This window comes from Paenibacillus ehimensis NBRC 15659 (assembly GCF_004000785.1).
In the GTDB taxonomy this organism is placed as follows: Bacteria; Bacillota; Bacilli; order Paenibacillales; family NBRC-103111; genus Paenibacillus_G; species Paenibacillus_G ehimensis.
This window is the reverse complement of sequence record NZ_BILX01000015.1, coordinates 13,576-38,940: the sequence shown is the minus strand read 5'-3', so window position 1 is coordinate 38,940 and position 25,365 is coordinate 13,576. Positions and strand designations below refer to the sequence as shown.

General features: G+C 58.9%; 25 protein-coding genes and 1 riboswitch. Of the genes, 22 read left to right on the top strand and 3 right to left on the bottom strand.

Annotated elements, in window-relative coordinates; translation table 11 throughout:
- Positions 1-10 precede the first annotated feature (10 nt).
- The gene (locus PEH01S_RS11240; RefSeq protein ID WP_127485478.1) at positions 11-400 is read right to left on the bottom strand and encodes a cupredoxin domain-containing protein; all 390 of its coding nucleotides are present in this window, start codon (positions 398-400) and stop codon (positions 11-13) included.
- Positions 401-528: 128 nt separating this feature from the next.
- Complete coding sequence (locus PEH01S_RS11235; RefSeq protein ID WP_127485476.1) at positions 529-1,986, bottom strand: aminotransferase-like domain-containing protein; 1,458 nt, start codon at positions 1,984-1,986, stop codon at positions 529-531.
- 158 nt (positions 1,987-2,144) lie between these two features.
- Between PEH01S_RS11235 and PEH01S_RS11230 the strand changes: the two genes are divergently transcribed.
- Positions 2,145-2,762: a LysE/ArgO family amino acid transporter gene (locus PEH01S_RS11230; protein WP_127485474.1), complete on the top strand. Its 618-nt coding sequence runs from the start codon at positions 2,145-2,147 to the stop codon at positions 2,760-2,762.
- 60 nt (positions 2,763-2,822) lie between these two features.
- Here the strand turns inward: PEH01S_RS11230 and PEH01S_RS11225 are convergent, their stop codons facing one another.
- Positions 2,823-3,191, bottom strand: coding sequence for a phage holin family protein (locus tag PEH01S_RS11225; protein WP_025853147.1), 369 nt, complete (start codon positions 3,189-3,191; stop codon positions 2,823-2,825).
- 193 nt (positions 3,192-3,384) lie between these two features.
- Here PEH01S_RS11225 and PEH01S_RS11220 point away from each other — a divergent pair, with 193 nt between their 5' ends.
- From PEH01S_RS11220 to PEH01S_RS11120, 21 genes are all read left to right on the top strand, one after another.
- Positions 3,385-5,772 (top strand): endonuclease MutS2, encoded by a 2,388-nt coding sequence (locus tag PEH01S_RS11220; protein ID WP_025853149.1) that lies wholly within the window; start codon positions 3,385-3,387, stop codon positions 5,770-5,772.
- A gap of 181 nt (positions 5,773-5,953) precedes the next feature.
- Complete coding sequence (locus PEH01S_RS11215; RefSeq protein ID WP_025853150.1) at positions 5,954-6,634, top strand: PspA/IM30 family protein; 681 nt, start codon at positions 5,954-5,956, stop codon at positions 6,632-6,634.
- A gap of 91 nt (positions 6,635-6,725) precedes the next feature.
- Positions 6,726-7,148: a DUF350 domain-containing protein gene (locus PEH01S_RS11210; RefSeq protein ID WP_025853152.1), complete on the top strand. Its 423-nt coding sequence runs from the start codon at positions 6,726-6,728 to the stop codon at positions 7,146-7,148.
- Positions 7,149-7,355: 207 nt separating this feature from the next.
- Positions 7,356-7,856: a hypothetical protein gene (locus tag PEH01S_RS11205; RefSeq protein ID WP_127485472.1), complete on the top strand. Its 501-nt coding sequence runs from the start codon at positions 7,356-7,358 to the stop codon at positions 7,854-7,856.
- 126 nt (positions 7,857-7,982) lie between these two features.
- Complete coding sequence (locus PEH01S_RS11200; protein ID WP_174807124.1) at positions 7,983-9,293, top strand: MFS transporter; 1,311 nt, start codon at positions 7,983-7,985, stop codon at positions 9,291-9,293.
- Positions 9,294-9,364: 71 nt separating this feature from the next.
- On the top strand, positions 9,365-10,294 hold the full coding sequence (gene cysK / locus PEH01S_RS11195) for a cysteine synthase A (RefSeq protein ID WP_127485470.1): 930 nt from the start codon (positions 9,365-9,367) through the stop codon (positions 10,292-10,294).
- A 156-nt stretch (positions 10,295-10,450) separates the two neighbouring features.
- Positions 10,451-10,753, top strand: a complete 303-nt coding sequence (locus tag PEH01S_RS11190) for a hypothetical protein (protein ID WP_127485461.1) — start codon at positions 10,451-10,453, stop codon at positions 10,751-10,753.
- Positions 10,754-11,011: 258 nt separating this feature from the next.
- Entirely contained in the window at positions 11,012-11,488 is a 477-nt protein-coding gene (locus PEH01S_RS11185) for an Lrp/AsnC family transcriptional regulator (protein ID WP_173426612.1), read from the top strand.
- A gap of 15 nt (positions 11,489-11,503) precedes the next feature.
- Positions 11,504-12,697 (top strand): aminotransferase class I/II-fold pyridoxal phosphate-dependent enzyme, encoded by a 1,194-nt coding sequence (locus PEH01S_RS11180; protein WP_127485459.1) that lies wholly within the window; start codon positions 11,504-11,506, stop codon positions 12,695-12,697.
- A gap of 135 nt (positions 12,698-12,832) precedes the next feature.
- Positions 12,833-13,102 (top strand): aspartyl-phosphate phosphatase Spo0E family protein, encoded by a 270-nt coding sequence (locus PEH01S_RS11175; RefSeq protein ID WP_025853169.1) that lies wholly within the window; start codon positions 12,833-12,835, stop codon positions 13,100-13,102.
- A 124-nt stretch (positions 13,103-13,226) separates the two neighbouring features.
- Complete coding sequence (locus PEH01S_RS11170; protein WP_127485457.1) at positions 13,227-13,745, top strand: hypothetical protein; 519 nt, start codon at positions 13,227-13,229, stop codon at positions 13,743-13,745.
- A 60-nt stretch (positions 13,746-13,805) separates the two neighbouring features.
- A riboswitch (cobalamin riboswitch) is annotated at positions 13,806-14,008 on the top strand.
- Positions 14,009-14,187: 179 nt separating this feature from the next.
- Positions 14,188-15,213 (top strand): ABC transporter substrate-binding protein, encoded by a 1,026-nt coding sequence (locus PEH01S_RS11165; protein ID WP_127485455.1) that lies wholly within the window; start codon positions 14,188-14,190, stop codon positions 15,211-15,213.
- On the top strand, positions 15,213-16,253 hold the full coding sequence (locus tag PEH01S_RS11160; protein WP_127485453.1) for a FecCD family ABC transporter permease: 1,041 nt from the start codon (positions 15,213-15,215) through the stop codon (positions 16,251-16,253). Before PEH01S_RS11165 ends, PEH01S_RS11160 begins: the two co-directional genes overlap by 1 nt.
- A gap of 152 nt (positions 16,254-16,405) precedes the next feature.
- Positions 16,406-17,188 carry an ABC transporter ATP-binding protein gene (locus tag PEH01S_RS11155; protein WP_127485451.1) on the top strand — a complete coding sequence of 261 codons (783 nt, stop codon included), beginning with the start codon at positions 16,406-16,408 and terminating at the stop codon, positions 17,186-17,188.
- A gap of 2 nt (positions 17,189-17,190) precedes the next feature.
- Positions 17,191-18,267 carry a nicotinate-nucleotide--dimethylbenzimidazole phosphoribosyltransferase gene (gene cobT / locus PEH01S_RS11150; RefSeq protein WP_127485449.1) on the top strand — a complete coding sequence of 359 codons (1,077 nt, stop codon included), beginning with the start codon at positions 17,191-17,193 and terminating at the stop codon, positions 18,265-18,267.
- Positions 18,264-18,842, top strand: a complete 579-nt coding sequence (cobU, locus tag PEH01S_RS11145) for a bifunctional adenosylcobinamide kinase/adenosylcobinamide-phosphate guanylyltransferase (protein WP_127485447.1) — start codon at positions 18,264-18,266, stop codon at positions 18,840-18,842. The genes cobT and cobU overlap by 4 nt, the downstream gene beginning before the upstream one ends.
- A gap of 224 nt (positions 18,843-19,066) precedes the next feature.
- Positions 19,067-20,047, top strand: coding sequence for an adenosylcobinamide-phosphate synthase CbiB (cbiB, locus tag PEH01S_RS11140; protein ID WP_127485444.1), 981 nt, complete (start codon positions 19,067-19,069; stop codon positions 20,045-20,047).
- The gene (gene cobS, locus PEH01S_RS11135; protein ID WP_127485442.1) at positions 20,026-20,868 is read left to right on the top strand and encodes an adenosylcobinamide-GDP ribazoletransferase; all 843 of its coding nucleotides are present in this window, start codon (positions 20,026-20,028) and stop codon (positions 20,866-20,868) included. Before cbiB ends, cobS begins: the two co-directional genes overlap by 22 nt.
- An 11-nt stretch (positions 20,869-20,879) precedes the next feature.
- Positions 20,880-23,660 carry a cobyric acid synthase gene (locus tag PEH01S_RS11130; RefSeq protein WP_127485440.1) on the top strand — a complete coding sequence of 927 codons (2,781 nt, stop codon included), beginning with the start codon at positions 20,880-20,882 and terminating at the stop codon, positions 23,658-23,660.
- Positions 23,657-24,226, top strand: a complete 570-nt coding sequence (locus PEH01S_RS11125; RefSeq protein ID WP_025853183.1) for a cob(I)yrinic acid a,c-diamide adenosyltransferase — start codon at positions 23,657-23,659, stop codon at positions 24,224-24,226. Before PEH01S_RS11130 ends, PEH01S_RS11125 begins: the two co-directional genes overlap by 4 nt.
- Entirely contained in the window at positions 24,223-25,323 is a 1,101-nt protein-coding gene (locus PEH01S_RS11120) for an RluA family pseudouridine synthase (protein ID WP_025853184.1), read from the top strand. Before PEH01S_RS11125 ends, PEH01S_RS11120 begins: the two co-directional genes overlap by 4 nt.
- Positions 25,324-25,365 lie beyond the last annotated feature (42 nt).

Here is a 25,365-nt window from a genome sequence, read left to right as displayed (position 1 = left end):
TCAGGCTGTTTTATTCCACAATAAGCTTGGATTTCATCGTAGCGTGGCCTTGGCCGCAAGGAAGCGAGCAGATGATATCGTACGTGCCGGCCTTGTCGATTTTCACCGTTTTGGTCTTGTTGTTGTTGTCCAAGCTGACGTTTGCGCCGCTGATTTGCACGGCGTGCATGCCCTGCTTGTTTTCCAGCGAAAACGTCACGTCCTCGCCTTTTTTCACTGTATATTCTTTTTGATCGAACTCGAAGTTCGTGGCCACCAATTTTACCTGCTGAGCCGCCGCATTGCCGTTGGCCGCTCCGCCTGCTGCAGGCTCCGAAGCTTTCGGGGCTTCTTTCGCGCCGCATGCGGATAAGGCGAAGATCAATCCGACTGCTGCCATACTTACAATCCATTTTTTCATCCGGTAAGTCCCCTTTCACAACCATCGTGGAATATTTTTCTCATTCCATGATACAGCAACCGTCGGCCTTAAGGCTGTGTCGGAGCGGTGACAACAATATGAACACATCGTGTCATTCCCTGTCGAACTTATTTTGGCTGGGCGCCAAGCTCCCGGATCAGTCCGGCAAGCTTCCGAAGGCCAAGATTCAGGCGCTCTGCCGATTCGAAGGAATACGAGAGCCGGATGTAGGCCCCGCCAAGCGAATCGTACACCGTACCGGGGTTGAACAGAATGCCCTCCTGCAGCGCGCGTGCGAACAGCGCATTCATGGAGACCGGAGGCACGATCCGCAGCCAAATGTAAAAGCCGCCCGTCGGCACATTCCATACCGCAAGCCCGGTCAAATGCTTCTGCAGCATGTCCAGCACATCGTCGCGTCTTTGCCTTAATACGGTACGCACCCGGCTTAAATGCTCCTCATGAAAACCGCGTTCGAACCATTCCGTCAGCGCCCATTGGGAAAGCGAGCTTGACCCGTAATCGGTCTGCATTTTGAGATCCGCGAGCCGCCGGATGACCGGCTCCGGTCCGACGATCCAGCCGGTTCGCAGGCCCGGGCCGACCGTCTTGGAGACGCTGCCCAAGTATAGGACGAGTCCGTTCGGATCGCGCGCTTTCAAGGGCGGAGGGGGCGGGGCGTCCAACCATAGCTCGCGATAGACGTCATCCTCAATCACCGGCAGCTGCAGCCGCTCGCATTCCCGCAGCAGCTCGACGCGCCGCTGCTCCGACATGACGGTGCCCGTCGGATTGTGGAAGGACGGAATCGTATACAGCATCCGGTTCGGCAGGGGTTTCAACTCGGTCAAACCGCGAATGCGTATGCCTTCCAAATCCATCTCCAGCCCCGCTAGCCGGACTCCGGCGGAGTGAAATACATGCAGGGAATGAAGGTAGGACGGGCTCTCCGTGATCATGGTGGCTCCCGGTTTGACGAGGCCGAGGGAAATAAGCTGCAGGGCTTGCAGCGCCCCCGAGACGATGAGAACGGAGGCCGGGGAAGCAGGAATGCCGATCGCTTGCAGGTGGCGGCTCAGCTGCTCGCGCAGCGGCAGCAGCCCGCGCGGTTCTTCGTAGCCGAGCGTGTGAATGCGGGAGGCAAGGCGCGCGAACACCTCCCCAAGCAGCGGCTGAGGATACAGTGACGGGGACGGCTCTCCCGTGCTTAAACGGATCATTCCGGCTTGAAATTCCGTCTCGTTGATCGTTTGGATGGTCGGCAGATTGGGCCGGTGCCAGCCGGCCTGGACATACGAATCCCAGTCGGGCGGGGTGCGCGAGGTCAGCAGCGACCACGGATTGTTGACCACTTTCGTGCCGCGCCGTCCGTCGCCTTCAAGCAGCCCGTCGGCGGTCAGCTCCTGAAGCGCCGTAACGACCGTGGAGCGGTTGACGCCGAGCGCCTCGGCCAATTGACGCTGCGTCGGGATGCGGCTGCCGACCGGCCACTCGCCGTTTTCGATTTTGCGTTTCATATAGGTTTTGATTTGCAAATAGAGCGGCAGCGGCGAATTTTCATCCGGCTGCCAGTCGAGGCGGTACATGCGCTGCCATCCCTCCGTACGAAGTCGGTTACTCCGATTGTAGCAAAGTTTGTTTTGGTTGGGTACTCGACCAACCGTTTGGTTGAAGACTTTTCCGCCGGGGGAGGTATGATGGATGAAGACTAGATTATTCAGATAGCTTCAGGAGGAAAGAGGGCATGCAAGCGGTACTGCACGGATTTGTTTTAGCTTTGGGATTGATTCTCCCCTTGGGGGTACAAAACCTGTTTATTTTCCAGCAGGGGGTTGTACAGCGGAGGTTCGTTCTCGCGCTTTCGGCTTCGGTCACGGCGGCTTTGTGCGACACGATTTTGATTTTGGCCGCCGTTTTAGGGGTTTCCGTCGTCATTTTGGCGTTTGCCTGGGTCAAGACGGTGCTGCTCATCGCAGGCGCCGCATTTTTGCTCTATCTGGGCTGGAACGCTTGGAAAGCCGGTTCCGCTTCCGGACCATCGGTGCAAAGCTCGCCCGAGTCGTTCCGGATTTCGAAGCAGATCGCCTTTACCGTCTCGATTTCACTGCTCAACCCCCATGCGATCCTCGATACCGTCGGCGTGATCGGAACGAGCTCGCTGAACTATACGGGAGCTGACAGAGTCGGGTTTACCGCTGCGGCCATCGTCGTATCGTGGTTGTGGTTTATCGGGATCGCCGGCGCGGGGCGGATCACCGGAAGGCTGGATGCTTCGGGACGGTTTCATACTTGGTTGAACCGCGTATCGGCGCTGATGATATGGGGGACGGCCGGATATTTGATTTACTCGTTATTCGTATGACGGTACCGCCGCGAAGTCGAAAAAATTGGCCGCAGACGCTCTTGCCTGCGGCCGACTTGCTTACTTGGCGTTCTCACGACCGGAAGCGCCGCGCTCAAACGGTGTTTTCACCGGAATGAACAGGTCGATGATTCCGATAACCAAGGCAGCCAAGATTGCACCGATAATGCTTGTCCTTACGCCGCCTACGATAAACTGGGCGAGCCAAATAATCAGCGCGCTTGTTAGAAAACCGACAACCCCCCGGCCGAACGGAGTAATCTTTCTGCCGAAGATTCCTTCAATGACCCACGCCGCGATCGCGATAACCAAGGCCAGGAAAAAGGCGCTCCAGAAGCCTCCGACCGAAAAGCCGGGAACGATCCAGCTGACAACCAGCAGCATTAAGGCGGAAACGATAAACCTGACAAGATGTCCAAGCAAGTGCATCGTGCAGTTCCTCCTTCGCGTCTTTGCGGTGTTCGTCAAGCGCTTTCGGTGCAACTTATAGGTTTTCCCAAACCTTCGGCATTATGAATGGCAATCCCTAGCGGAAATTCATTAGCTTTACTTCCCGGTCTTGGATATAATAGCAATGGAGAGCTTTTTCCGGCAAGAAAGGCAGGTTTCTAAAACGATAACGATGAATACGAACAAGACATCATACAATCAAAAAATATTGGCGACGCTGGATTTCCGTGCGGTGCTCGAGCGCTGCGCGAACCATGCCGCGACATCGCTCGGCAAAGGCCGGGCGGAGGGGCTTGAACCGAGCGGCGATTTTCATGAAGTGAAGCGCAGGCTGCAGGCGACCGATGAGGCGGTTAACGTGGACCGCTTGAAGGGCGGCGCGCCGTTCGGCGGCATCCGCGACATCCGAGCTGCGGTTCATCGGGCGCGGATCGGCGGCATGCTGAACCCGGCCGAGCTGTTGGATATTGCGATGACGAGTCAAGGCGGCCGCCGGCTGCGCAGGTTTCTGGAAGCGACGAACGAAGATTACAGCATTCCGCTGCTGATTGATTTCATCGAGCCGATGACAGACCATAAGGAACTGGAAGATCGGATTCGCGGATGCGTTGACGAGAACGCACAGGTCATGGATACCGCAAGCCCGGACCTGCTGAAAATTCGTCAAGAGCTGCGGTCGAGCGAATCGAAAGCCCGCGAGCGGCTGGAACAGATGGTGCGCACGCCGTCCATTCAAAAGATGCTGCAGGACAATCTGGTCACGATCCGGGGAGACCGGTACGTCATCCCCGTAAAACAAGAATACCGCGGTCATTTCGGCGGCATGATTCACGATCAGTCGGCTTCCGGGGCGACGCTGTTTATCGAGCCGGAAGCGGTCGTGCAATTGAACAACCGCGTGCGTGAATTAAAGCTGAAGGAAGAGGCGGAGATCGAGAAAATTCTCCGCATGCTGTCCGCCCTCGTGGCGGATAGCGCGGATACGCTGCTCGTCAACGTAGAGTCGCTGGCGGAGCTTGACTTTATTTTCGCCAAAGCGGGCCTCGCCCGCGAGATGAAGGCAACGCTGCCGCTGCTCAACGACCGCGGCTTCATCAAGCTTAAGCGCGGACGGCATCCGCTCATTCCCGCGGAAAAGGTCGTTCCTCTTGACGTAGAGCTGGGCAACCGGTATTCGACGATCATTGTGACCGGACCGAATACGGGCGGCAAGACCGTCTCGCTCAAAACGATCGGTCTGCTGTCGCTTATGGCGATGGCGGGGCTGTTCGTCCCGGCCGAGGAGGGCAGCCAGCTTTGCGTGTTCGATGCGATCTATGCGGATATCGGAGACGAGCAAAGCATCGAGCAAAATCTCAGTACGTTTTCCAGCCATATGACCAATATCATCCGGATTCTCAAAGAGATGACACCCAAGAGCCTTGTGCTGCTCGACGAGCTCGGAGCCGGAACCGACCCTGCCGAAGGCTCGGCGCTGGCGATATCGATCTTGGAGCATATGCACCGGATGGGCTGCCGCATCGTCGCAACGACGCACTACAGCGAGCTGAAGGCGTATGCCTTCGACCGGCAGGGCGTGATCAACGCCAGCATGGAGTTCGACGTGCAGACGCTGCGTCCGACGTATCGGCTGCTCGTGGGCGTCCCCGGGCGGAGCAACGCGTTCGCGATTGCGGAGCGCCTCGGTCTGGCGAAAACCATCATCGATCACGCCCGCGGTCAGGTCGGCGAGGAGGATCAGCGCGTCGAATCGATGATCGCCACGCTCGAAGAGAACCGGCTGCAGGCCGAGGCCGAGCGCGAATCGGCGGAGCGCAACCGCCGCGAAGTCGAAACGCTGCGCGAGCAGCTTGCCGCCGAACGCCGGCGCTTCGAGGAGCAGAAGGATAAGCTGTTCGAGCGTGCGGAGCGCGAGGCGCAGGAGGCGGTGGCGAAGGCCCGCCGCGAAGCCGACGAGATCATTACCGAGCTTCGCAGAATCCAGCGCGAGGAAGCGGGCGGAGTCAAGGATCATAAGCTCAGCGAGCTGAAAAGGCGGATGAACGATGCCGCTCCCGAGCTCCGAAGCAAGTCCAAGGCCGGTACGCCGCGCAAAAAAGCCGACCGTGTCGAGCCGGGCGACGAAGTGCTCGTGACCAATCTCGGTCAGCGGGGACATGTGGTCGAGGTGGTGAGCGAAACGGAAGTGACCGTGCAGCTTGGCATTCTCAAGATGAAGGTGAACAAAGCCGATCTGGAGCTCGTGAAGCAAGCCTCCGCCCAGAAAAAGCCGCAGCAGCAGGGCACTTCCAGCCTGAAGCGGACGCGCGACGAGAACGCCAAGATGGAACTGGACTTGCGCGGGGCCAATGTGGAAGAAGCGATCATCGAAGTGGACCGCTTCCTCGACGAATCGTACCTGGCCAATTTCGGCCAGGTGTTCATCATCCACGGCAAAGGCACCGGCGTGCTGCGGACCGGCATTCAGGAATTTTTGCGCAAGCATAAGCACGTCAAAAGCTTCCGGATGGGAGCCTACAACGAAGGCGGCGCAGGGGTCACGGTAGCCGAGCTGAAATAGAAGAAGCCCGCTCTTCCTTCCGGTTGCAGCGGGACCGCACTTATTCTTGGAAAAATTTTATTCGACAATTGAAACTCCGGCCCGCATCTCCCGTATATACGAGTGTAAGCATCGATGTTTGTGAAAGCTCTGCAGGCTGAAGCGATATTTTTTCATACAAACGTACAGGAGGAATTTTAACATGGGTATTTTCAAAAGACTGCGTGACTTGACGATGGCTTCGATTAACGATCTTCTGGATAAAGCGGAAGACCCGGTAAAAATGCTCAATCAATTCCTTCGGGATATGGAAGAAGATATTTTGGAAGCCGAGTCCGCGGTTGCCAAGCAAATCGCGATCGAGAAGAAGTTCAAGCAGCAGTACGAGGAAGCGCAGGAAATGGTTCAAAAACGCGAGGAGCAAGCGCTCAAGGCGCTGGAATCCGGCAACGAGGATTTGGCCCGCCGCGCGCTGCAGGATAAGAAAGAGCATCAATTGCGCTACGACGAAATGAAGCAGCAATACGATACGGCGAAAGCCAACGCCGACCGTCTGCGCAACCAATTGTCCGAGATGAAGGACGAATTCAGCAAGCTGAAGAACAAAAAGGACATTTTGGTTGCCCGCGCTGAAGCGGCCAAGGCCCAAAAGCAGATCAACCAAGCGATGACCGGCTTCGGTACCGACAATGCGGCAAAAGGCTTCGACCGGATGAGCCAAAAGGTGCTGCAGCTTGAAGCGGAAGCCGAAGCGAGCAACGAGCTGCGCTCCAAAGGCAAGAGCCTTGACGATGAGTTCGAAGCGCTCAGCAAAAACGACGGCGTCGACGATGAACTGGCAGCGCTTCGTGCGAAGCTGGCGGCCAAGAAGCAAGCGGAGTAAGCCACATAAGGAGACTGAAGGCGCCAGGCCTTCAGTCTCTTCGGTGTTAAAAACTCACCTTGATTAAGGCGAAAGGCAGGGTGGATCGATTATGGCGGATAAAGAGGTGGATTTTTTGTTGAGCAACCCTTATATTGAGACGCTGGCGTTTTTTTCGATCGCCGTGCTGGCGCTAATTGTCTTTTTGGCGATTTTCGAGATTGTCACCAAGTACAAAGATTGGGAAGAGATCAAGAACGGAAACTTGTCGGTAGCGATGGCGACCGGGGGCAAAATATTCGGGATATGCAACCTGTTCCGTTTTGCGATCTTGAATAACGATTCGGTGCTGCATTCGTTGATTTGGGCAGGGTATGGCTTTTTACTGCTGCTGGCGGCTTATTTTATTTTTGAATTTTTGACGCCTTATTTCAAAATCGACGAGCAAATCCAGAAGGACAACCGGGCGGTAGGCTTTCTGTCGATGGTCATTTCGGTGTCGTTGTCCTATGTTATCGGCGCTAGCGTGACCTGATGCCGGGGACCGGCGATGCGGGCCGGCCAAATCGGATCGTTCTTCAAGACCGGAGGAGGAAGAGTCCTTGTGAAGTATTTATGGGGCACCTTATTTGCGCTTGCGCTTGTTTTTTTGGGCGCGGGCGTTTACTATTTTATTAAATTTGCATAGCGTGAAGGAGTAAAGCAGGGACCTTCACCCGCCGCCGCTAAGGGGGATGACGCATTGTCGCAATCAGAAAAACAGGTATGTCCGTGGTGCCATACGGAGATCGTATGGGACCCGGAAATCGGCCCGGAAGAGGAGTGTCCGCACTGCTTCAATGAGCTGGGCGATTACCGGAGCATTAATTTACAGGTGGAGCGTTCCGACTCGGGCATTCAATATGACGATGAGGAAGAACTGGATGACGAGCTGGAGCTGTCGGACGAGGAGCTGCAGCTGGCAGACGACTACGGGGAAGGGGCTCAGCAGCTGCTGGACGGTCAAGAGGAAGCGCCGGAATGCTCTTCCTGCCACAGCTTTATGCTGCTGGCCGGCACTGAACCTGCTTCGGAGGGCTTCGTTCCGTTCGTGCACCCGGCGCTTGGCAAGCCGCTGCTGGAATCTTCATTCGGCGTTCAGGTCTACTTGTGCCCGTCCTGCTTCAAAGTCGAGCGCCAGCTGGCGGAAACGGACCGGCTCGCGTTGGTCGAACAGCTTCGGGAGTATGGAGCTAAAAAATAAGATCTGCAAAAAAAGGAATTCGGAGCAGGCATTTGCCGGCTGTCGGGTTCCTTTTTTTGGCCTTGATTCATGATTTCCGCCGAACAGGGAAGCTTAACTAAGACATTACGGATACAAGGTGAGAGCATGCATTCCGGAGCTAAACATTTTCCGCACGATTGGGTGCGAGGCAAGGATCGTGCGGGGGAGCACAGATGGCGGGAAGTAGAGCAGACCGGCCCGGCCGGCGGGAAGCGGAAGAAGGAAAAGGGCCGCCCGTTGTCGGGGCAATCCCGCCTTCTGCTGACGGTGAACGGCTTGTTTGCCGTAGCCAACGCCCTGTCCGGCACGTTCGTCAACGTGTATCTATGGAAAGCGAAGCATGATTTTACGGTCATCGGATGGTTTACGCTCATTCATCATTTGACGATGGCGCTCACGTTCTGGATTGCTGGCAAATGGGTCAAAGAGCATAACAAAATGAACTGCTTGCGCACGGGGGTCGCGGTTGCGGCTATCTTTTATATGCTGGTGCTTTGGTTCGGGGGGAGGGCGGCAGACTATTTCGTGCTGCTCGGCGCGGTACAGGGCTTGTCATCGGGCTTGTTCTGGCTTGCGTTCAACGTCGTTTACTTCGAGGTCACGGGCCCGGACGACCGCGATCGGTTTAACGGATGGGCGGGCCTGCTCGGATCGGGCGCCGGGATGATCGCGCCTTGGATTTCAGGTTATTTGATCGTCCGGCTGCAAGCGGCTGCGGGCTACCGGCTCATTTTTACCTTGTCGCTGGTTGTTTTTCTGGTCGGGGTTATTTTCAGCTTTTTCCTGAAAAAGCGCAAAACGTCCGGGACGTACGAATGGTTTCTCGCCTGGCGGTGCTTGAGATATCAGGATACGGCTTGGCGCAAGGTCGGGCTCGCGCTCATGGCGCAGGGCGTCCGGGAAGGCGTATTCGGCTTCATGATCGGCCTGCTTGTATATGTTCATACCGGGAGCGAGATGTCGCTGGGCAATTTCTCGCTCGTCACTTCCGCAGTGGCGCTGCTCAGTTTTTTGGTCGCGGGCAGGCTGCTGAAGCCCCGGTTTCGGGGGAAGGCGATGCTGCTTGGCGCGGTGATGCTGGTGCTTGTCATTTTGCCGTTTTTTTGGAAAGTCAACTTCGTCACGCTGCTGCTGTTCGGGGTGGGCGCGGCTGTCTTTTACCCGCTGTACGGCATTCCCATGACCTCCATCGTCTTCGATCTGATCGGGCGGGAAGAGGAGAGCGTGAAGAAGCGGGAGGAATACATCGTCATGCGGGAGCTGGCGCTGAATTCGGGCAGATTGCTCGGCACTGCCTTGTTTATTGCCGTCGTTTCGTTTACCCAGTCGCCTGCCGCCATGAACTGGCTGCTGCTCGGCATCGGCAGCTCGCCGCTCGCCGTCTGGTATTGGATGCGCAAAGCGGAAATGGCGTGACCTCTGTCAGCTTGCTAAAACCATACCTTCCCGATAAAATAAGAGGGATAGGGAAGGGAGCGGCAGGCAGCATGAAGGGTACGACGGGAAAAATGGTGAACAGCATTACGGAGCTGATCGGCGATACGCCGGCCGTGCGCATCCGCAGGCTCGTTCAGGAAAACGACGCGGAGTTGTATGTGAAGCTGGAATATTTCAACCCGAGCGGAAGCGTCAAGGACCGCGCGGCGTTCAATCTGATCGCGCAGGCGGAGAAGGGCGGCCTGATCGGCCCGGGCGCGACGATTATCGAGCCGACCAGCGGCAATACCGGGATCGGCTTGGCGATGAACGCCGCGGCCAAGGGCTATAAGGCGATTCTGATCATGCCGGACAATATGACGAAAGAACGGATCAATCTGCTGAAAGCGTACGGGGCGGAGGTTGTCTTAACGCCCGCGGAGCAGCGGATGCCCGGAGCGATCCGCAAGGCGGTGGAGCTGCAGGCGCAAATTCCGAACAGCTTCATCCCGCAGCAGTTTGAGAATAAGGCGAATCCGGACATCCACCGGACGACCACGGCGCTGGAGATCATCGAGCAGATGGAAGGGCGGCTGGATGCCTTCGTCGCGACGGCCGGCACGGGCGGCACAATTACAGGCACGGGCGAAGTGCTTCGCGAGAAGCTTCCGGGAGTGCAAATCTACGTCGTCGAGCCTCAAGGCTCTCCGGTGCTGTCGGGCGGCGAGCCGGGGCCGCACAAGCTCGTAGGCACCAGCCCCGGCTTCGTGCCGAAAATTTTGAACACCGGCGTCTACGACGAAATCGTTCAGGTATCCGACGAGGATGCGCTGCAAACGACGCGGGACTTGGCGCGTCTCGAAGGCATTCTGGTCGGGCCGTCCGCCGGCGCGTCCGTATGGACGGGGCTGCAAATCGCCCGAAAGCTCGGCCGCGGAAAGCGCGTGCTGTGCATTGCCCCGGATACCGGAGAGCGTTACTTGAGCATGGGAATTTTTTGATCCGTTAGGGAAGACAGGCTTGTCCGATAAGGGCAAGCTTATTTTATTTTTGGAAACTCTGTCAGGCTTGTTGAATAAATATGCAATTAAATGTATAATAATCAATAGAGATCAATCTCGACACCGAAAAGCAGTATGGAAGAGAGGGAACCAAGGATGAAAATCGCGCTGCATAACGAGCTTCCGGGCGAAGCGCAGTTTCAGCAGTTGATCGACTCCGTGTCCGAACGGACCGGCGAACGCCGGCCGCTGGCTTACGAAGCTTTATGCGACGGGGGCCCTGTCATCGCGGCCTACGATCAAGGCGTGCTGGTCGGCCTCGGGCGGCTGGTAAGCGACGGCATCGGACAGCAAGCGTTTGAATGCAAAATTAAGCCCGGCTATGAACTTCGGGAAATCGAAGCCTACATGCGCAAGCTGCTGGCCGTTTCCCCGGTACCGAGTCACTGCCATTGCTGATGCGGGCTTGTCATAAGCCGTTATCAACCTCCGAGCGTTCGGAGGTTTTTTTGCTGTGGCCGCGGAAGTGCGGGCCCGCATAATTTTACTTTGCCAAAGCGTGGCTGACGGGTGTAATATGAAGTAATAAGCCATCGGTTCCGGCACTCGTTGCGAGGCTGCGACCCCGCAGGCTTCCCGGCTCACGGTGGATTCGCCGGGTGAGGCCGTTTGCTTCGTAAAACTAGTAGGAGGGCGTTGTCATTGGAACAATTCAAAATGAAAATCATCGAGCTGCTGAAGGAAGACGCAAGACGCACGCCGGCTCTGATTGCGACTATGCTGGGGGCGTCCGAAGCCGAAGTGGCGGAAGCCATCCGCGAGCTGGAGGAAGCGAACGTGATCGTCAAATATGCGACGGTCGTCAACTGGGCCAAGGTGGACAACGAGAAGGTCACCGCCCTGATCGAAGTGCAGATTACGCCGGAACGAGGCCGGGGCTTCGATGCGATTGCCGAGCGCATTTACTTATATCCGGAAGTCAAATCGGTTTATTTGATGTCGGGGGCCTACGATCTGCTGGTGGAAATCGAAGGGAAGACGCTGAAGGAAGTGGCGTCGTTCGTCTCCAACAAGCTGTCTCCGATCGACCGGGTGCTTTCGACCAAAACGCATTTTATTCTTAAAAAATACAAGCAAGACGGAATCGTCTTTGAAGACCATGAGGATGACCGCCGTCTTTTAATCTCGCCGTAAAGGACGCTGAAAAGCATGATTGAGTCAAAACAGGTACAGCAGGTCAAGTCGATGCGCGGGTATTTGGCGCCGCTCGTGCAGGAAATTCCGCCTTCGGGGATTCGCAAGTTTTTTGACTTGGTAAGCGGGAGCAAAGATATTATTTCTCTTGGCGTCGGAGAGCCTGATTTTCACACGCCTTGGCATGTCCGGGAATCGTGCGTTTATTCGTTGGAGCGCGGCAATACGAAATATACGCCTAACGCCGGGCTGCCCGAGCTGCGCGAGGCGATCGCGGAATACTTGTACGAATCGTTCCGGCTGCTCTACGAGCCGTCGGACGAAGTGATGGTAACGGTCGGAGGCAGCGAGGCCATCGATCTTGCGCTGCGTGCGCTGATCGCCCCGGGAGACGAAATTCTGATTCCGGAGCCGACCTATATTTCCTACAGTCCGATCGCGCGGATTAGCGGCGGCGTTCCCGTCGGGATCGAAACGTTCGCCAAGGACCAGTTCAAGCTGAAGCCGGAAGCGCTGAAAGCGGTCATTACACCCCGCTCGAAAGTGCTCATTTTGTGCTATCCGAGCAATCCGACCGGCGGCATCATGACGTACGAGGACTGGCTGCCGATCGCGAAAATTGTGGAAGTGAACGATCTGATCGTCATTTCCGACGAAATCTACGCCGAATTGACCTATGAGCAAAAGCATGTCAGCTTCGCGTCGATGCCGGGCATGCGGGACCGCACGATTCTCGTGAGCGGCTTCTCCAAGGCGTTCGCCATGACCGGATGGCGGATGGGGTATGCTTGCGGGCATCAGGATCTCATTTCGGCCATGCTGAAAATCCATCAGTATACCGTGATGTGCGCTCCGTCCATGGCGCAGGTGGCTGCGCTCGAAGCGCTCACCAACGGGATGGAGGAGAAGGACAAGATGGTCGAGTCCTACAACCAGCGGAGACGTTTGGTCGTTCATGGCTTCCGGGAGATCGGCCTTCCTTGCCATGAGCCTCAGGGAGCGTTCTACGCTTTCCCTTCCATCCAGTCCACGGGACTTACGTCGGAAGAATTTGCCCAACGGCTGCTGTTTGAGGCCAAGGTCGCAGCGGTGCCCGGGCACGTATTCGGCCTGGGCGGAGAGGGCTTTATCCGCTGCTCGTATGCGACATCGGTCAATCAATTGACCGAAGCCATCGACAGGATTGGAAATTTCATAAAAAAGTTGTAATTTCGTCAAAATAAATCATTTTCAAATCCCCCAAAAACTGGTATCTTATAGGTATGATAGTTCATATCTTATGACTTACTATAGAAACTTGTCAGCTTAGGTCTGATGACGACGACCCGGTGGGAGGGATGGGGGATGGCTTTTCCGGAATATCAGCTTCGGCAATATCTGAACGTCGGCTGGATTCGCGACAGCGAGCACAAGGCCAAGTGGACTTTTGGGAAAAGAAAACAGGCCTCGTCCGCCGTTTCGCTGGAAGACGACATCTACAAGCTCCGGCGTCAGCTGGAACAGCTGGTACAGAACGGGAACAGCTTAACATCCCCGGAAGTTGTCGAAATCAGCATGCAGTTGGATATCAAAATCAATGAATATATGAATCGCCCTAAAGGGGACCGGCGTTGAACGGTCCCTTTTTGCTTTGTCGAAAAAGCTTTGAAAGCGCAGCCCCGACATGATAAGATACAAGGATAGAGAGCCGCGGAGACTGGAATCCGGCGGTACGGTCAGAGGGGGAGACAAAGGGACGATGAGAAGGAGATGGCTTCTCGGTTTGCTGCTGATCTTCGTGCTCGCGGGCTGCGGAGGACCGAAGGCGGACGTAACGGTGTTTTTGATGGGGAAAAGCGGCATTCCGACGGAAATCGGGGAAAAGCTTCAAGCGTCGCTGCAGAGCAAAATCGGACAGACGCCCACCGTTCAGGTCGTGACGTCGCCGTTGTTTTCGCTTGAGAAAATGATGGTCGAAATTGCCGCCGGAGGGCACGGGGTGTTGATTATACCTGCGGAGCAGTTCAAGGGCATGGCGAAGCAGGGGGGGTACGTGTCGCTTGACGACGTGGCGAAGCCGGAGGATTTTGCCGAAGGCGTTCTGGAAATTCCCGTGGGCGACAAGAAGGAGAAGCATCTGTACGGCATCCCGATGGAAAAGTCCCTTTGGTTCACGGAGCTTCAATTGAACGGCAAGGATTTGTTCGCGTTCATTCCGGAGAATGCTCCGGACGCGGAAAAGGCAAAGCAAGTGTTAAAAATCATTGCGCAAAAGTAAACGTTCGTGCGATGCTGGGCGTGGCGGTATAAGCTCGCTGGAAAGCTAGCTGCGGACGAATAATTGAATAGCGGTTCGGGTGCTTGCGGGCGGATGGAAGCCTGCAAGTTAAAAGGGAAGCCGGTGCGAATCCGGCGCGGTCCCGCCACTGTGAACGGGCGAATGCTCTCCGGGAAGCCACTGCTTTAATGTAAAGCGGGAAGGCGGAGAGCTCCGGAAGGAAGCCTGTAAGCCAGGAAACCTGCCCGAACGGCAAGCGAAGCATCCTTCGAGGAAAAGGAGCGGAATCGGGCAGCCGGCCGGCGGTGTGCCGTCTTTGAACGGGCGGATCGCGGCGGGCGGTCCGTCTGTGCCCTTTGCCTCGGAAATGCTTCCGGGTGAAGGGCTTTTTCGTTTTGGGCATCGCAAAAAATATACCCTATATCCAGAGGAGATTTGGAAGATGAAAGCTAAACTTACAACGAAGGTTTTACGCAAATCATGGTTAGCTGCGATCTTGAGCTTGGCGTTGGCCGCATCGCTGACAGGCTGCGGAAGCGCGGCGAAGACGCCGGGACAGGGAGAGCTTGCCAATCCGCCGAAGGCCGACGGCACGAAGCAGGAAGGAGCGGCTTCGTCGGCCAAGCGAACGTCTTATCCTCTGAAGGTGAAGGATGCTACGGGCAAGGAGTTCGTGTTCGAGAAGGCGCCGGAGCGAATCGTATCCACCTCGCCGAGCGAAACGGAAGCGCTCTTCGCTCTGGGCCTCGGAGACAAGGTGGTCGGCGTATCGGACTTCTGCGATTACCCTGCGGAGGCGAAGTCGAAGCCGAAGATGGGCAGCATCGTCAAGCCGAATGAAGAAGCGCTGATCGGGACCAATGCGGATCTGGTCATGACCGGGGTGTCGATGAAGCCGCAGGTGGTTGACAAGCTGCGCGAGCTGAAAATCAACATGTTCAAGGTCGAACCGAAAACGTTGGACGACGTGATGAACAATCTGCTGATGATGGGACAAATCTTCGACCGTCAGGAGCAAGCGCAAAAGCTCGTTGATTCGATGAAAGCCGAGCGTCAGAAGGTCGTGAATGCCGTGAAGGATCTGAAGCCGGAGCAGAAGAAAAAGGTGTTTATCGAGTTTTCCCCGGGCTGGACGGTCGGCAAAGGCGAATTTATCGACGAACTGATCACGCTGTCCGGCGGGATCAATGTAGCCGGCGGCGAGAAGGGCTATGTCCAAATCAGCGAAGAGAAGGTTATCGCGGATAATCCCCAGGTGATCATTTACCCGAACGGTATCATTGACGACAAGTCGAAAAAGCCGATGGACCAGCTGATCCGCGAACGCAGCGGCTGGGATAAAATCGAAGCGGTCCGGTCCGGCAAGCTGGCCGGTGTCGATAAAGATTTGATCAGCCGTCCGGGGCCGCGCATTACGGCCGGGCTCGTGGAGATCGCCAAAGGGATTTATCCGGATCTGGTGAAATAATGAAGCGCAAGCTGTGGATATGGGGCGGAGGCGCGATCGTCCTGCTTCTGCTGTCCGCGACGGTTGCCTTGTCCGTCGGTTCGGTTCGCGTGCCGTTCGGGCACGTATGGGGGATCCTCCTGCATCAGCTTCCATGGCCCGGCGAGCGCATCCCCGAGACTTGGAGCGTGGCATCGGAGCAGATTATTTGGAAGGTGCGGCTGCCCAGGGTGGCGCTCGGACTGCTGGTCGGCGCAGCGCTCGGGCTGGCGGGCGCGGCATTTCAGGGCGTGCTGCGCAATCCGCTCGCCGATCCTTACACGCTCGGCGTCTCGTCGGGCGCGTCCGTCGGGGCTTCCTTCCTGATTTTGTTCGGGCTGCAGTTTTCGCTGCTCAGGGAATGGAGCGTGCCGGTCGTCGCGTTTGCGACAGGAGCGCTTACGCTGAGCGCAGTGCTGCTGCTGGCCCGGACGGAAGGCAAGCTGCGGATGGAAACGGTCATTTTGTCCGGCGTCGTGATGCAGGCGTTTCTCGGTTCGTTCGTCTCGCTGATGGTTTCAATGTCCAAGCAGGTCATTAATGAAATCGTATTTTGGATGATGGGCAGCCTGGCGCTGCGCGGATGGTCTTATTCGCTTGTACTGCTTCCTTATTTAGCTGTCGGAGCGGCGATATTGCTCGGATTCGGGCGGGCGATGAATCTGTTTGCTCTGGGCGAGCGGCAGGCGGCCCACTTGGGCGTTCACGTGGAACGGACGAAGCTCGTCGTGTTAATCGCATCTACTTTGATTACGGCCGCTGCGGTATCCGTGTCCGGAGTCATCGCTTTTGTGGGCCTGCTCGTGCCGCATCTGCTGCGCTTGCTGGTGGGTCCGGACTACCGTCTGCTGCTGCCGCTGTCGCTCATTGGAGGCGCCATTTATGTGGTTTTGGCGGATATGCTGGCGCGGACGCTGCTTAGTCCGACGGAAATTCCGCTCGGCGTCGTCACGGCTTTTATGGGGGCGCCCTTCTTCGCTTATTTACTAAGGCGGCGGAAGCGTGCGATTCGGGAAGGATGAGGTCGGGACCGCGGCTTTAGCCGAAGGGAACCGATCTTCTCTCGGAGAAGCGCAGCACCGTCAAGAAAGGCGGAGGAACACGCTGCCGGGAGAGTGTCCGTTCACACGGCGCTCCTCATGTATCGGAGTATTGGAAAGGGGGAGCCAAGCGGGTGATACGGGTGGAAGTGGAACAGGCGGGGAAGGCGTTCGGCAGCCGTCCGGTGCTTCGGCAGATCGGCTTCTCGGTAGAGCCGGGCGAATGGTTCGGCATTCTCGGCCCGAACGGCAGCGGAAAGTCGACGCTGCTGCATATGATATCCGGTGTCGAGCGGCCGGATGCCGGTATGGTGAAGCTGGACGGGCGTCCGGTCGAGACCGTCCCGCGCAAAGAGCTGGCCCGGCAGCTCGCCGTGCTGCATCAGGATGCGCTGCCGCCGCTCGGTTTCACGGTGCGCGAAATCGTGGAGATGGGCCGTTACCCGTATCAAAACTGGTTGGGGGACGAGCCAGGGGATTCCGAAGCGTTGATCGAGCGGATCCTCGATTGGCTGAAGCTCAGACCCTTGGAGGAGCGTACGGTTGACGGGCTTAGCGGCGGCGAGCGCCAGCGGGTGGCGCTGGGCAAAGCGATGGCGCAGGAGCCGAAGCTGCTGCTGCTGGACGAACCGACGACCTTCCTGGATATCGGGTACCAGGTGGACATGATGGACAAGGTCCGTCAATGGCAGCGGGAATGCGGGATGACCGTCATTTCGGTGCTGCACGATTTGAACTTGGCCGCGCAGTATTGCGATCGGCTTATGCTGCTTTATGACGGCGAGGCGGCCGGCATCGGTACGCCGGAGGACGTGCTGCGCGCCGATCTTTTGGAGAACGTATACGGCACGCGTCCGTATGTGCTTCCGCACCCGGACAGCGGAGTGCCGCAAATTTTGCTCGGAAAAGGGGAATGACCATGTCGGATCAAAGCCGGTTACAACAAGTGCTATCGGACATTCGGCCGCTTGATGCGGGGATGATGGAAGAGGCGGCCCGCAGACTGGACCAATTGACCAAACCGCCCGGCAGCCTCGGTCGGCTGGAGGAAATTGCGAAGCAGCTTGCAGGCATTCATGGCGAAGTAATGCCTGAGCTGGCGCGAAAAGCCGTCGTCGTGATGGCGGGAGATCATGGCGTATGCGAGGAGGGGGTTAGCGCCTTTCCGGCGGAGGTGACGCCGCAGATGGTGCTCAACTTCCTGAACGGCGGGGCGGCCGTCAATGTGCTGGCAAGGCAGGCCGGGGCGGATGTCGTCTGCGTGGACATCGGCGTCAACGCCGAGCTGTCGCATCCGCTGCTGCGTTCGCGCAAGATCCGCATGGGAACGGCCAACATGGCGAAAGGACCGGCGATGACCCGGGCGGAGGCGGAAGCGGCGGTCATGGTCGGCGTAGAGCTGGCCCGGGAGCTGGCGGGCGAAGGCTACCGGCTGCTCGCAACAGGCGAGATGGGCATCGGGAATACGACAGCCAGCTCGGCGCTCTTGACCGTGCTCGGAGCGACCGATGCCGCCTCCGCCGCAGGGCGCGGTACGGGCATCGACGACGAGCGGCTGCTGCACAAGCAGGCCGTTATCCGCCGGGCGATTGAAGTAAACCGGCCGGAAGCTGCCGATCCGCTCGATGCGCTCGCCAAGGTAGGCGGCCTCGAGATCGCCGGATTGACCGGCCTGATTCTCGGCGCGGCGCAGAGCCGCATCCCTGTCGTCATCGACGGCTTCATCTCGTCGGCCGCGGCCTTGGTCGCGGCAAGGCTCGCGCCGCTCAGCGTGTCGTATATGATCGCGTCACATCTCTCGCAGGAGCGGGGCCATGAGCGCTTGCTCGCGGAGATCGGCTTGACGCCGATGCTTCGGATGGATATGCGGCTGGGCGAAGGCACCGGCGCGGTGCTGGCTTTCCCGATGATCGAAGCGGCGGTCCGAATTATGAAGGAAATGGCGACCTTCGCGGATGCCGGAGTTTCGGGCGGATTGGAACGGGCAAACGTATGAACGCCGGTCAATGGGAAGGAAACGCGCCGCTAAAAGTGCTTGTCACCGGAGGGGCGCGCAGCGGCAAAAGCGCGTTCGCCGAGCGGTACGCGGCGGTGCTGGGCTATGAGGGCTTATACGTCGCCACCGCGCAAGCGTATGACGACGAAATGCGGCGGCGCATCGACTTGCACCGCCAAGCGCGCAGCGAGCGCGGCTTCCGCTGGACGACCGCCGAGGAGCCCTTCGCCTTGGCGGAGCTGCTCGAACGCTCGGCTGCGCCGGTCGTGCTCGTCGATTGCCTCACGCTCTGGCTGTCGAACTGGCTGCTTCGGCTGGAGCAGGAGCCGGATGCGGAAGCGCGGCTCGAAGCGAAAATCGACAGCTTGGCTGCCGTCTTCGCGACGGCGAAGCAGCCGACCGTTCTCGTGACGAACGAAGTCGGAGCCGGGCTTGTGCCGGAATACAAGCTCGGCCGCATGTTCCGCGACTTGTCCGGCCGGATGAACCAACGTCTTGCCCGCGAGGCCGATCAGGTTTTCCTAGTCGCCTCCGGCATTCCTCTTGAACTTAAGAGCATGGCTTTTAAATGGTAGGTTTTTCGGTTGGGCTTTTGTTTTTTTGGGGCGAGCGGGTGCGCTTTCTTGGGAGCGACTTTTGACGAAGTCAACGGAGCGAACCAAGAATCATGCCCGGCTCTATGCCCGCCGCCGGCAGCGCATTAAGCTTTTTAGTCTTTTATAGGGAGGAGGTGTATCTCTTTGAGAGCGACTTTTGACGAAGTCAAGCGGAGCGAACAAAGAGATACACCCACCAACGTATGAGTGAAACGCTAACAATGGTGCTGGCCGCCATCGTCATCGATTGGATGCTCGGCGATCCGTCATGGCGCTGGCTGACGCATCCCGTAATCTGGATCGGGCGGTGGATTTCCGCCGTGGAAAGGCGGCTGTGGCCGGATGGGGCGCAGTCGGCAGACGCTCACGGCATGTGGGCCGTACGCTGGCGCGGCATTGTGCTTGCCGCATCGACGGTAGGCCTGGCGTTCGGCGCGATGTATTTCATCGTCTGGGCCGCGTCGCAGGTGCATCCGTGGCTCGGCTACGCGGTGAACACCTGGTTCATTTCGACCACGATCGCTATCAAAGGGCTGAAGGATGCGGCCATGGCGGTATACCGACCGCTGGCCGAAGGGCGCCTGGACGAAGCGCGAAAATATGTCGGCTACATCGTCGGACGGGATACGACACGGCTGGACGAGCCGGAGATTACGCGGGCGACCGTAGAGACGGTGGCTGAAAATATTGTGGACGGCGTCGTATCGCCGATCTTGTTCGCATTGCTCGGCGGAGCTCCACTGGCGATGCTGTACCGCGCGGCGAATACGCTGGACTCGATGGTCGGCTACAAAAATGACAAGTACCTGCACTTCGGCTGGGCCTCGGCCCGGTTCGACGATGTGCTGAACTGGATTCCGGCGCGGCTGACCGGAGGGCTGCTCGTCTTGGTTGCGCTTGCAAGCCCCGGACTGAATGCCGTTCGCGCGGCAAAAGCGGTCCTGAAGTTTGCCCGGCTGCATCCGAGTCCGAACAGCGGGATTCCGGAGTCGGCGGTGGCCGGTGCGCTCGGCATCGAGCTTGGGGGCGTGAACGTGTATCACGGCCGGACAAGCGAGCGGGCCCGGATGGGCTGGCCGCTGCGGGAACGCACCCGGGAAGATATTAAAAGGACCGTGCGCATGCTGTACGGCGTCAGTTACGTCATTGCGGGGGGATTGCTGTGCGCGCTTTTATTCGTTTGATCCGGTCTTGGGGCGAAGCCTGTGCGGCTGCGTTTCAATTTTTAACCCGATTGCCCGTACCGGTGAAGCTGGACTATAACGACGCTTTGTTTCGGCGGAGCGTCGTTTTTTATCCGCTCGTCGGGCTGGTGCTGGGGCTGATTACAGCAGCTGCCGGGCTGCTGTTGGCCAATGTGCTGTCCCCGCTGCCGGCAGCGGTATTGCTGCTCGGGATCTGGGTGATGCTCACCGGGGCGCTGCACCTCGACGGGCTGATGGATACGGCTGACGGCATCTTGAGCTATCGCTCGCGGGAGAGAATGCTGGAAATCATGAAGGACAGCCGGGTCGGCGCGATGGGTGTCATCGCCGCCGTGCTGGTCCTGCTGCTGAAATGGTCGCTGCTAACGGAGCTGCTGCCTGCCGCGGCAGCCGGCGGCCAAGGGAATCTGTGGATCCTCTTGGCGCTGGTCCCGCTGTGGAGCCGCTGGTACGTGGTCGTGGCGATTGCCTGCTGGCCGTATGCGCGGCAGTCGGGGAGCGGGATGGGCGGCTTTTTTCGCGGTGTCGGAGCCGGGCATGCCGCGGGCTCGGGGCTGGTGGCGCTGCTGCTGTCGTTTTGCGTCGCTGCGGCGGGTGAAGCATTCGGAGGGCTTTCGCTGCCGTTTTGGCATATGGTAGGAATAGTCGCCATTCTGCTCGCTGTGACGGTTGGGGCAGGGGTTCTGATGAGCGTTTCGATTCACCGAAAATTAGGCGGGTTGACGGGCGATACATACGGGGCGATGAACGAACTGCTTGAAGCGGCGCTGCTGCTCGCGCTAGTGTTGATTAAGGGATAGGAGAGATTGCGATGCTGGAACGATACGGACACGGCGGCGATTTATGGACGGCCGCGGAAGCTTTCGGCAAGCCGCGGGAGCGGTTTGTCGATTTTAGCTCGAACATGAACCCGCTCGGACCGCCTGAGGCGGTAGGACGCATTTTGGCCGAGCAGTGGCAGGAGGTCGTCCATTACCCGGATCCGGCGGTGCGGGAGCTGACCGGCAAGCTGGCGGCTAAGCACGGCGTTCCGGTCGAATGCGTGCTTGTCGGCAACGGGGCGGCGGAGCTGATCGATTTGGCCGTCCGGGTGCGCCGTCCCCGGGTGACGGGACTGGTCCGCCCGTCTTTTGCCGAATACGAGGAAGCCGTGGAAAAAATCGGGGGACGCATCACGGACATCCCGCTCGATGAAGCGAACGGCTTTACGCTTCGTCTGGCCGACGTGCAGGCGGCTGCCGGCCGGTGCGATCTGCTGTTTCTCGGTCATCCGAACAATCCGACCGGGCGTTTGCTGCCGGATGATGTGGTGCAGGCGCTGGCCGGCGGACAGATTCCGGCTATCGTCGATGAGGCGTTTCTTGACTTTTGCCCGCGGGAGGAGGAGCTGACGCTGGCCCGTGCTGCGGCGCAAAGCCCTCACTTGACTGTGATCCGCTCGATGACGAAGTTTTATTCGATTCCCGGACTTCGTCTCGGGTATGCGGTGGCGCATCCGCAGCAAATCCGCGAGATGAAACGGCTGCAGGTGCCGTGGAGCGTGAACGCGTTGTCCCAATGGATCGGCTCGGCCGTCCTGGAGGAGCGGGAGTTTGCGCGCCGGACGCTGGAATGGGTAAAGGAAGAGAAGGAGCGCCTGCGTACCGGCCTGCAATCGCTCGGCCTGACCGTGTACGGGAGCGATGTGAACTTTGTACTGTTTTCGCTGCGGCCGCTCGGACTCGACGTGCGGGCATTGCAAGCGGCGATGGGCCGGCGGGGCATTTTGATCCGGGACGCTTCGCTGTTCCCCGGGCTGGACGAAACGTACTGCCGGGTGGCGGTCAAGCTGAGGGAGCAGAACGAAGCGCTGCTGGACGGTCTCAGGCAGGCGATTGCCGAGCTGCTTGAGGCGCGAGGGGGCTCGACGGCGGGGGAAGAAGCGGCAGCCTGGAGGCCGGAAGGCTCGCTTAGCAGCGGCGGGACCGTACCCCATGCTGCCTGTCCGCAGCCGCTTCCGGCCGCTTCCGCGCCGATGAAGCTCGCTCCGACCTTCATGCTGCAGGGGACAGCCTCCGATGTCGGCAAAAGCTTGCTGACGACGGCCTTGTGCCGCATTCTGCTGCAAGACGGCCTGCGCGTGGCGCCGTTTAAATCGCAAAACATGTCGCTCAACTCCTACGTGACGCCGGACGGCAAAGAAATCGGCCGGGCGCAGGGAATGCAGGCGGACGCGTGCCGGATTCCGGCCACGACGGACATGAACCCGATTCTGCTCAAGCCCAAAAAAGACATGGTCTCGCAAGTCGTGGTCCACGGCAAGCCTTACCGTGACCTGGATGCGCGGACGTACCGGGAGAAATATTTGCCGGAAGCCGAAGCGGTGGTGAAGGAAGCGCTCGCCCGCCTGCGGCAAGCCTATGACGCGGTCGTGATCGAAGGGGCGGGCAGCCCGGCCGAAGTGAATCTGAAGGACCGGGATATCGTCAACATGCGGCTGGCCGGATGGGCGGACGCCCCGGTGCTGCTCGTGGCGGATATCGACCGCGGAGGCGTGTTCGCTTCCCTTGTCGGGACGCTGGACATTTTATCGCCGGAGGAGCGCGGCCGGGTGAAGGGCTTTATCATTAACAAATTCCGGGGCGACGTGACGCTGCTTACGCCGGGAATCGAATGGCTGGAGAAGCGGACGGGCAAGCCGGTGCTGGGCGTTATTCCTTATTTGCCGCAGCTTGGGCTGGAGGACGAGGATTCGGCGTCGCTCGAACGAAAGCTGGCGGAGGGCGGTCTGGGCCGGGCAGATCCGGCGCTGTCCGAGGACATGCTTGATGTCGCCGTCATCCGGCTGCCGCGCCTGTCCAACTTTACGGATATCGATCCGCTGGAATACGAGCGCGATGTCCGGCTCCGCTTTGTGGATTCGGCGGAGACGTTCGGGTCCCCGGATGCGGTGATCGTGCCGGGCAGCAAAAATACGGTCGACGATCTCTTGTACCTTCGCGGCTGCGGTCTTGACCGGAAGCTGCTCGATTTTGCCGAGAGCGGCGGATGGGTGACGGGCATCTGCGCAGGGTATCAGATGCTGGGCGAGAAGCTGCTCGACCCGAATGCGGTCGAATCGGATCAACCGGCGCTCGACGGACTCGGCTTATTCCCGACGCAAACCGTCTTTGCCGCGGAGAAACGGACCGTGAGAGCCGCAGGGACGACACGGCTGTATGCGGCTCCCGGACAGAAGTTCGCAGTCGAGGGCTATGAGATTCACATGGGCGTGACTTCGTTCTTGCGGCCCGTCGACCACCCGTTCGAATTGTCGCATCCCGATGCCGGAGCCGCCGAAGCCGGTTCGTCGCCGGACGGTGCGGTCTGTGCGGACGGACGGTTGTGGGGCACGTATGTGCATGGCATTTTGCATAACGACGATTTCCGCCGCGCGTGGCTGAACCGGATTCGCGCCGCGAAAGGGCTGGAGCCGCTGCCGGCGGAGCTGCGCTTTCAGGAACGCCGGGAGGCGGCCTTCGACCGGCTCGCGGCCCACGTGCGGGAGCACTTGGATATGGAGCGATTGTATGAGATGATAGGGTGGAATAAAGGCCGGGAGGGATTCCAGTGAAAATTTATACGAGAACGGGCGATGCCGGGAAAACCGGGGTAATCGGAGGCCGCGTGGACAAGGACGACGTCCGTGTCGAGGCGTATGGCACGGTCGACGAGCTTAATTGCTTTATCGGCCAGGCGATGGGGTTCCTGGATGCGGAACGCGACGCGGATCTGCTCGCCGATCTGCTGCAAATCCAGCACGAGACGTTCGACTGCGGCTCCGATCTGGCGCTGCTGAAGCAGGAGCTGCGGCCGTATAAGGTAACGGCCGAGATGGTGGACCGGCTGGAGGCGTGGATTGACAAATACGATGCGGAGACGCCGGACATCCAGCGCTTTATCCTTCCGGGCGGGAGCCAGGCGTCGGCGGCGCTGCACGTATGCCGGACGGTATGCCGCCGCGCCGAGCGCCGGGTCGTCACGCTCGCGCGCACGCAGCCGATCAACGAAGAGGTGCGCCGTTATTTGAACCGGCTGTCGGACTTGTTCTTTACCGTCGCCCGGGTAGCCAATCATCGGGCCGGAAACGGCGACGTGGAATATATTCGGAGCGCCGAGGTGTTCAGACGCAAGTCATGAGCTATTATAAACCGCTGGAATATATCGTCCCGACAGAAGACGACGGCATGGTGCTGAGGACGATTTTGCAAAAACGAATGGGCGTATCCCGCAAGCTTCTCTCGCGGCTGAAGCTGACGGAGCAGGGCATTACGGTCAACGGGGAACGCAAATATATCGATGTGAAGGTACGCGCCGGAGACCGGGTCGCCGCGCGGATGGAGATGGAAGCGTCGGACGACATTTTGCCGCAGCCGCTTCCGATCGACATTTTGTATGAGGACGACGAGCTGCTGGTGCTGAACAAGGAGGCCGGGATGATCGTGCACCCGACGCACGGACATTACACGGATACGCTGGCGAACGGCGTCGTTCATTATTGGCGGGAAAAGGGCGTAAGCTTCCGCTTCCGTCCCGTGCACCGGCTCGATCAGGAGACGTCCGGGGTGCTGGCCGTCGCCAAAAATCCTTACGTGCATCAGCAGATTTCGGAGGAAATGCAGGCGCATGGGCTAAAGAAGGAATACGTCGCGCTCGTACACGGCGTGATGGGCAGCGACGAAGGCACGGTAGACGCGCCGATCGACCGCAACCCGCTTGCGCCGCATGTCCGCATCGTCACGCCAACCGGCTATCCGGCTGTCACGCATTACCGCGTAGAGCGGAGGTTTCGCGAAGCGACGCTCGTGCGCTTGTGGCTGGAGACGGGGCGGACGCATCAGATCCGCGTGCATATGCGGCATCTCGGCCATCCGCTGCTCGGCGATAAGATGTACGGTCCGGGCGGAACGGCGGACGAGGCGGATAAGGCGGCTGCAGAGGGAAAAAGCCCGGAAGCCGGCGGTGTGCAGCTGCGGCATGGAGCCTCGGCGTTATCGTCCGAGGGCACACCTGTCGGCGAGAGCGACGCAACGCCGCAGCAGGCGGCGCCAAGCGTCCGCCAAGCGGCTTCGCCCGCAGCAGACTATGGGATGGAGCGTCAAGCGCTGCATGCCTGCACGCTCGGGCTGACACACCCCGTTACGCGCCAGCGGATGGAATTTCACGCGCCGCTGCCGGCGGATATGGAGCGCTGCGTCAAGCAATTGGAGCAGTCGGAAGCTGCACACGAAGCATAAAAAATCCGCCGTTCCCGCGTGTTCAAGATACGACCGGGGAAA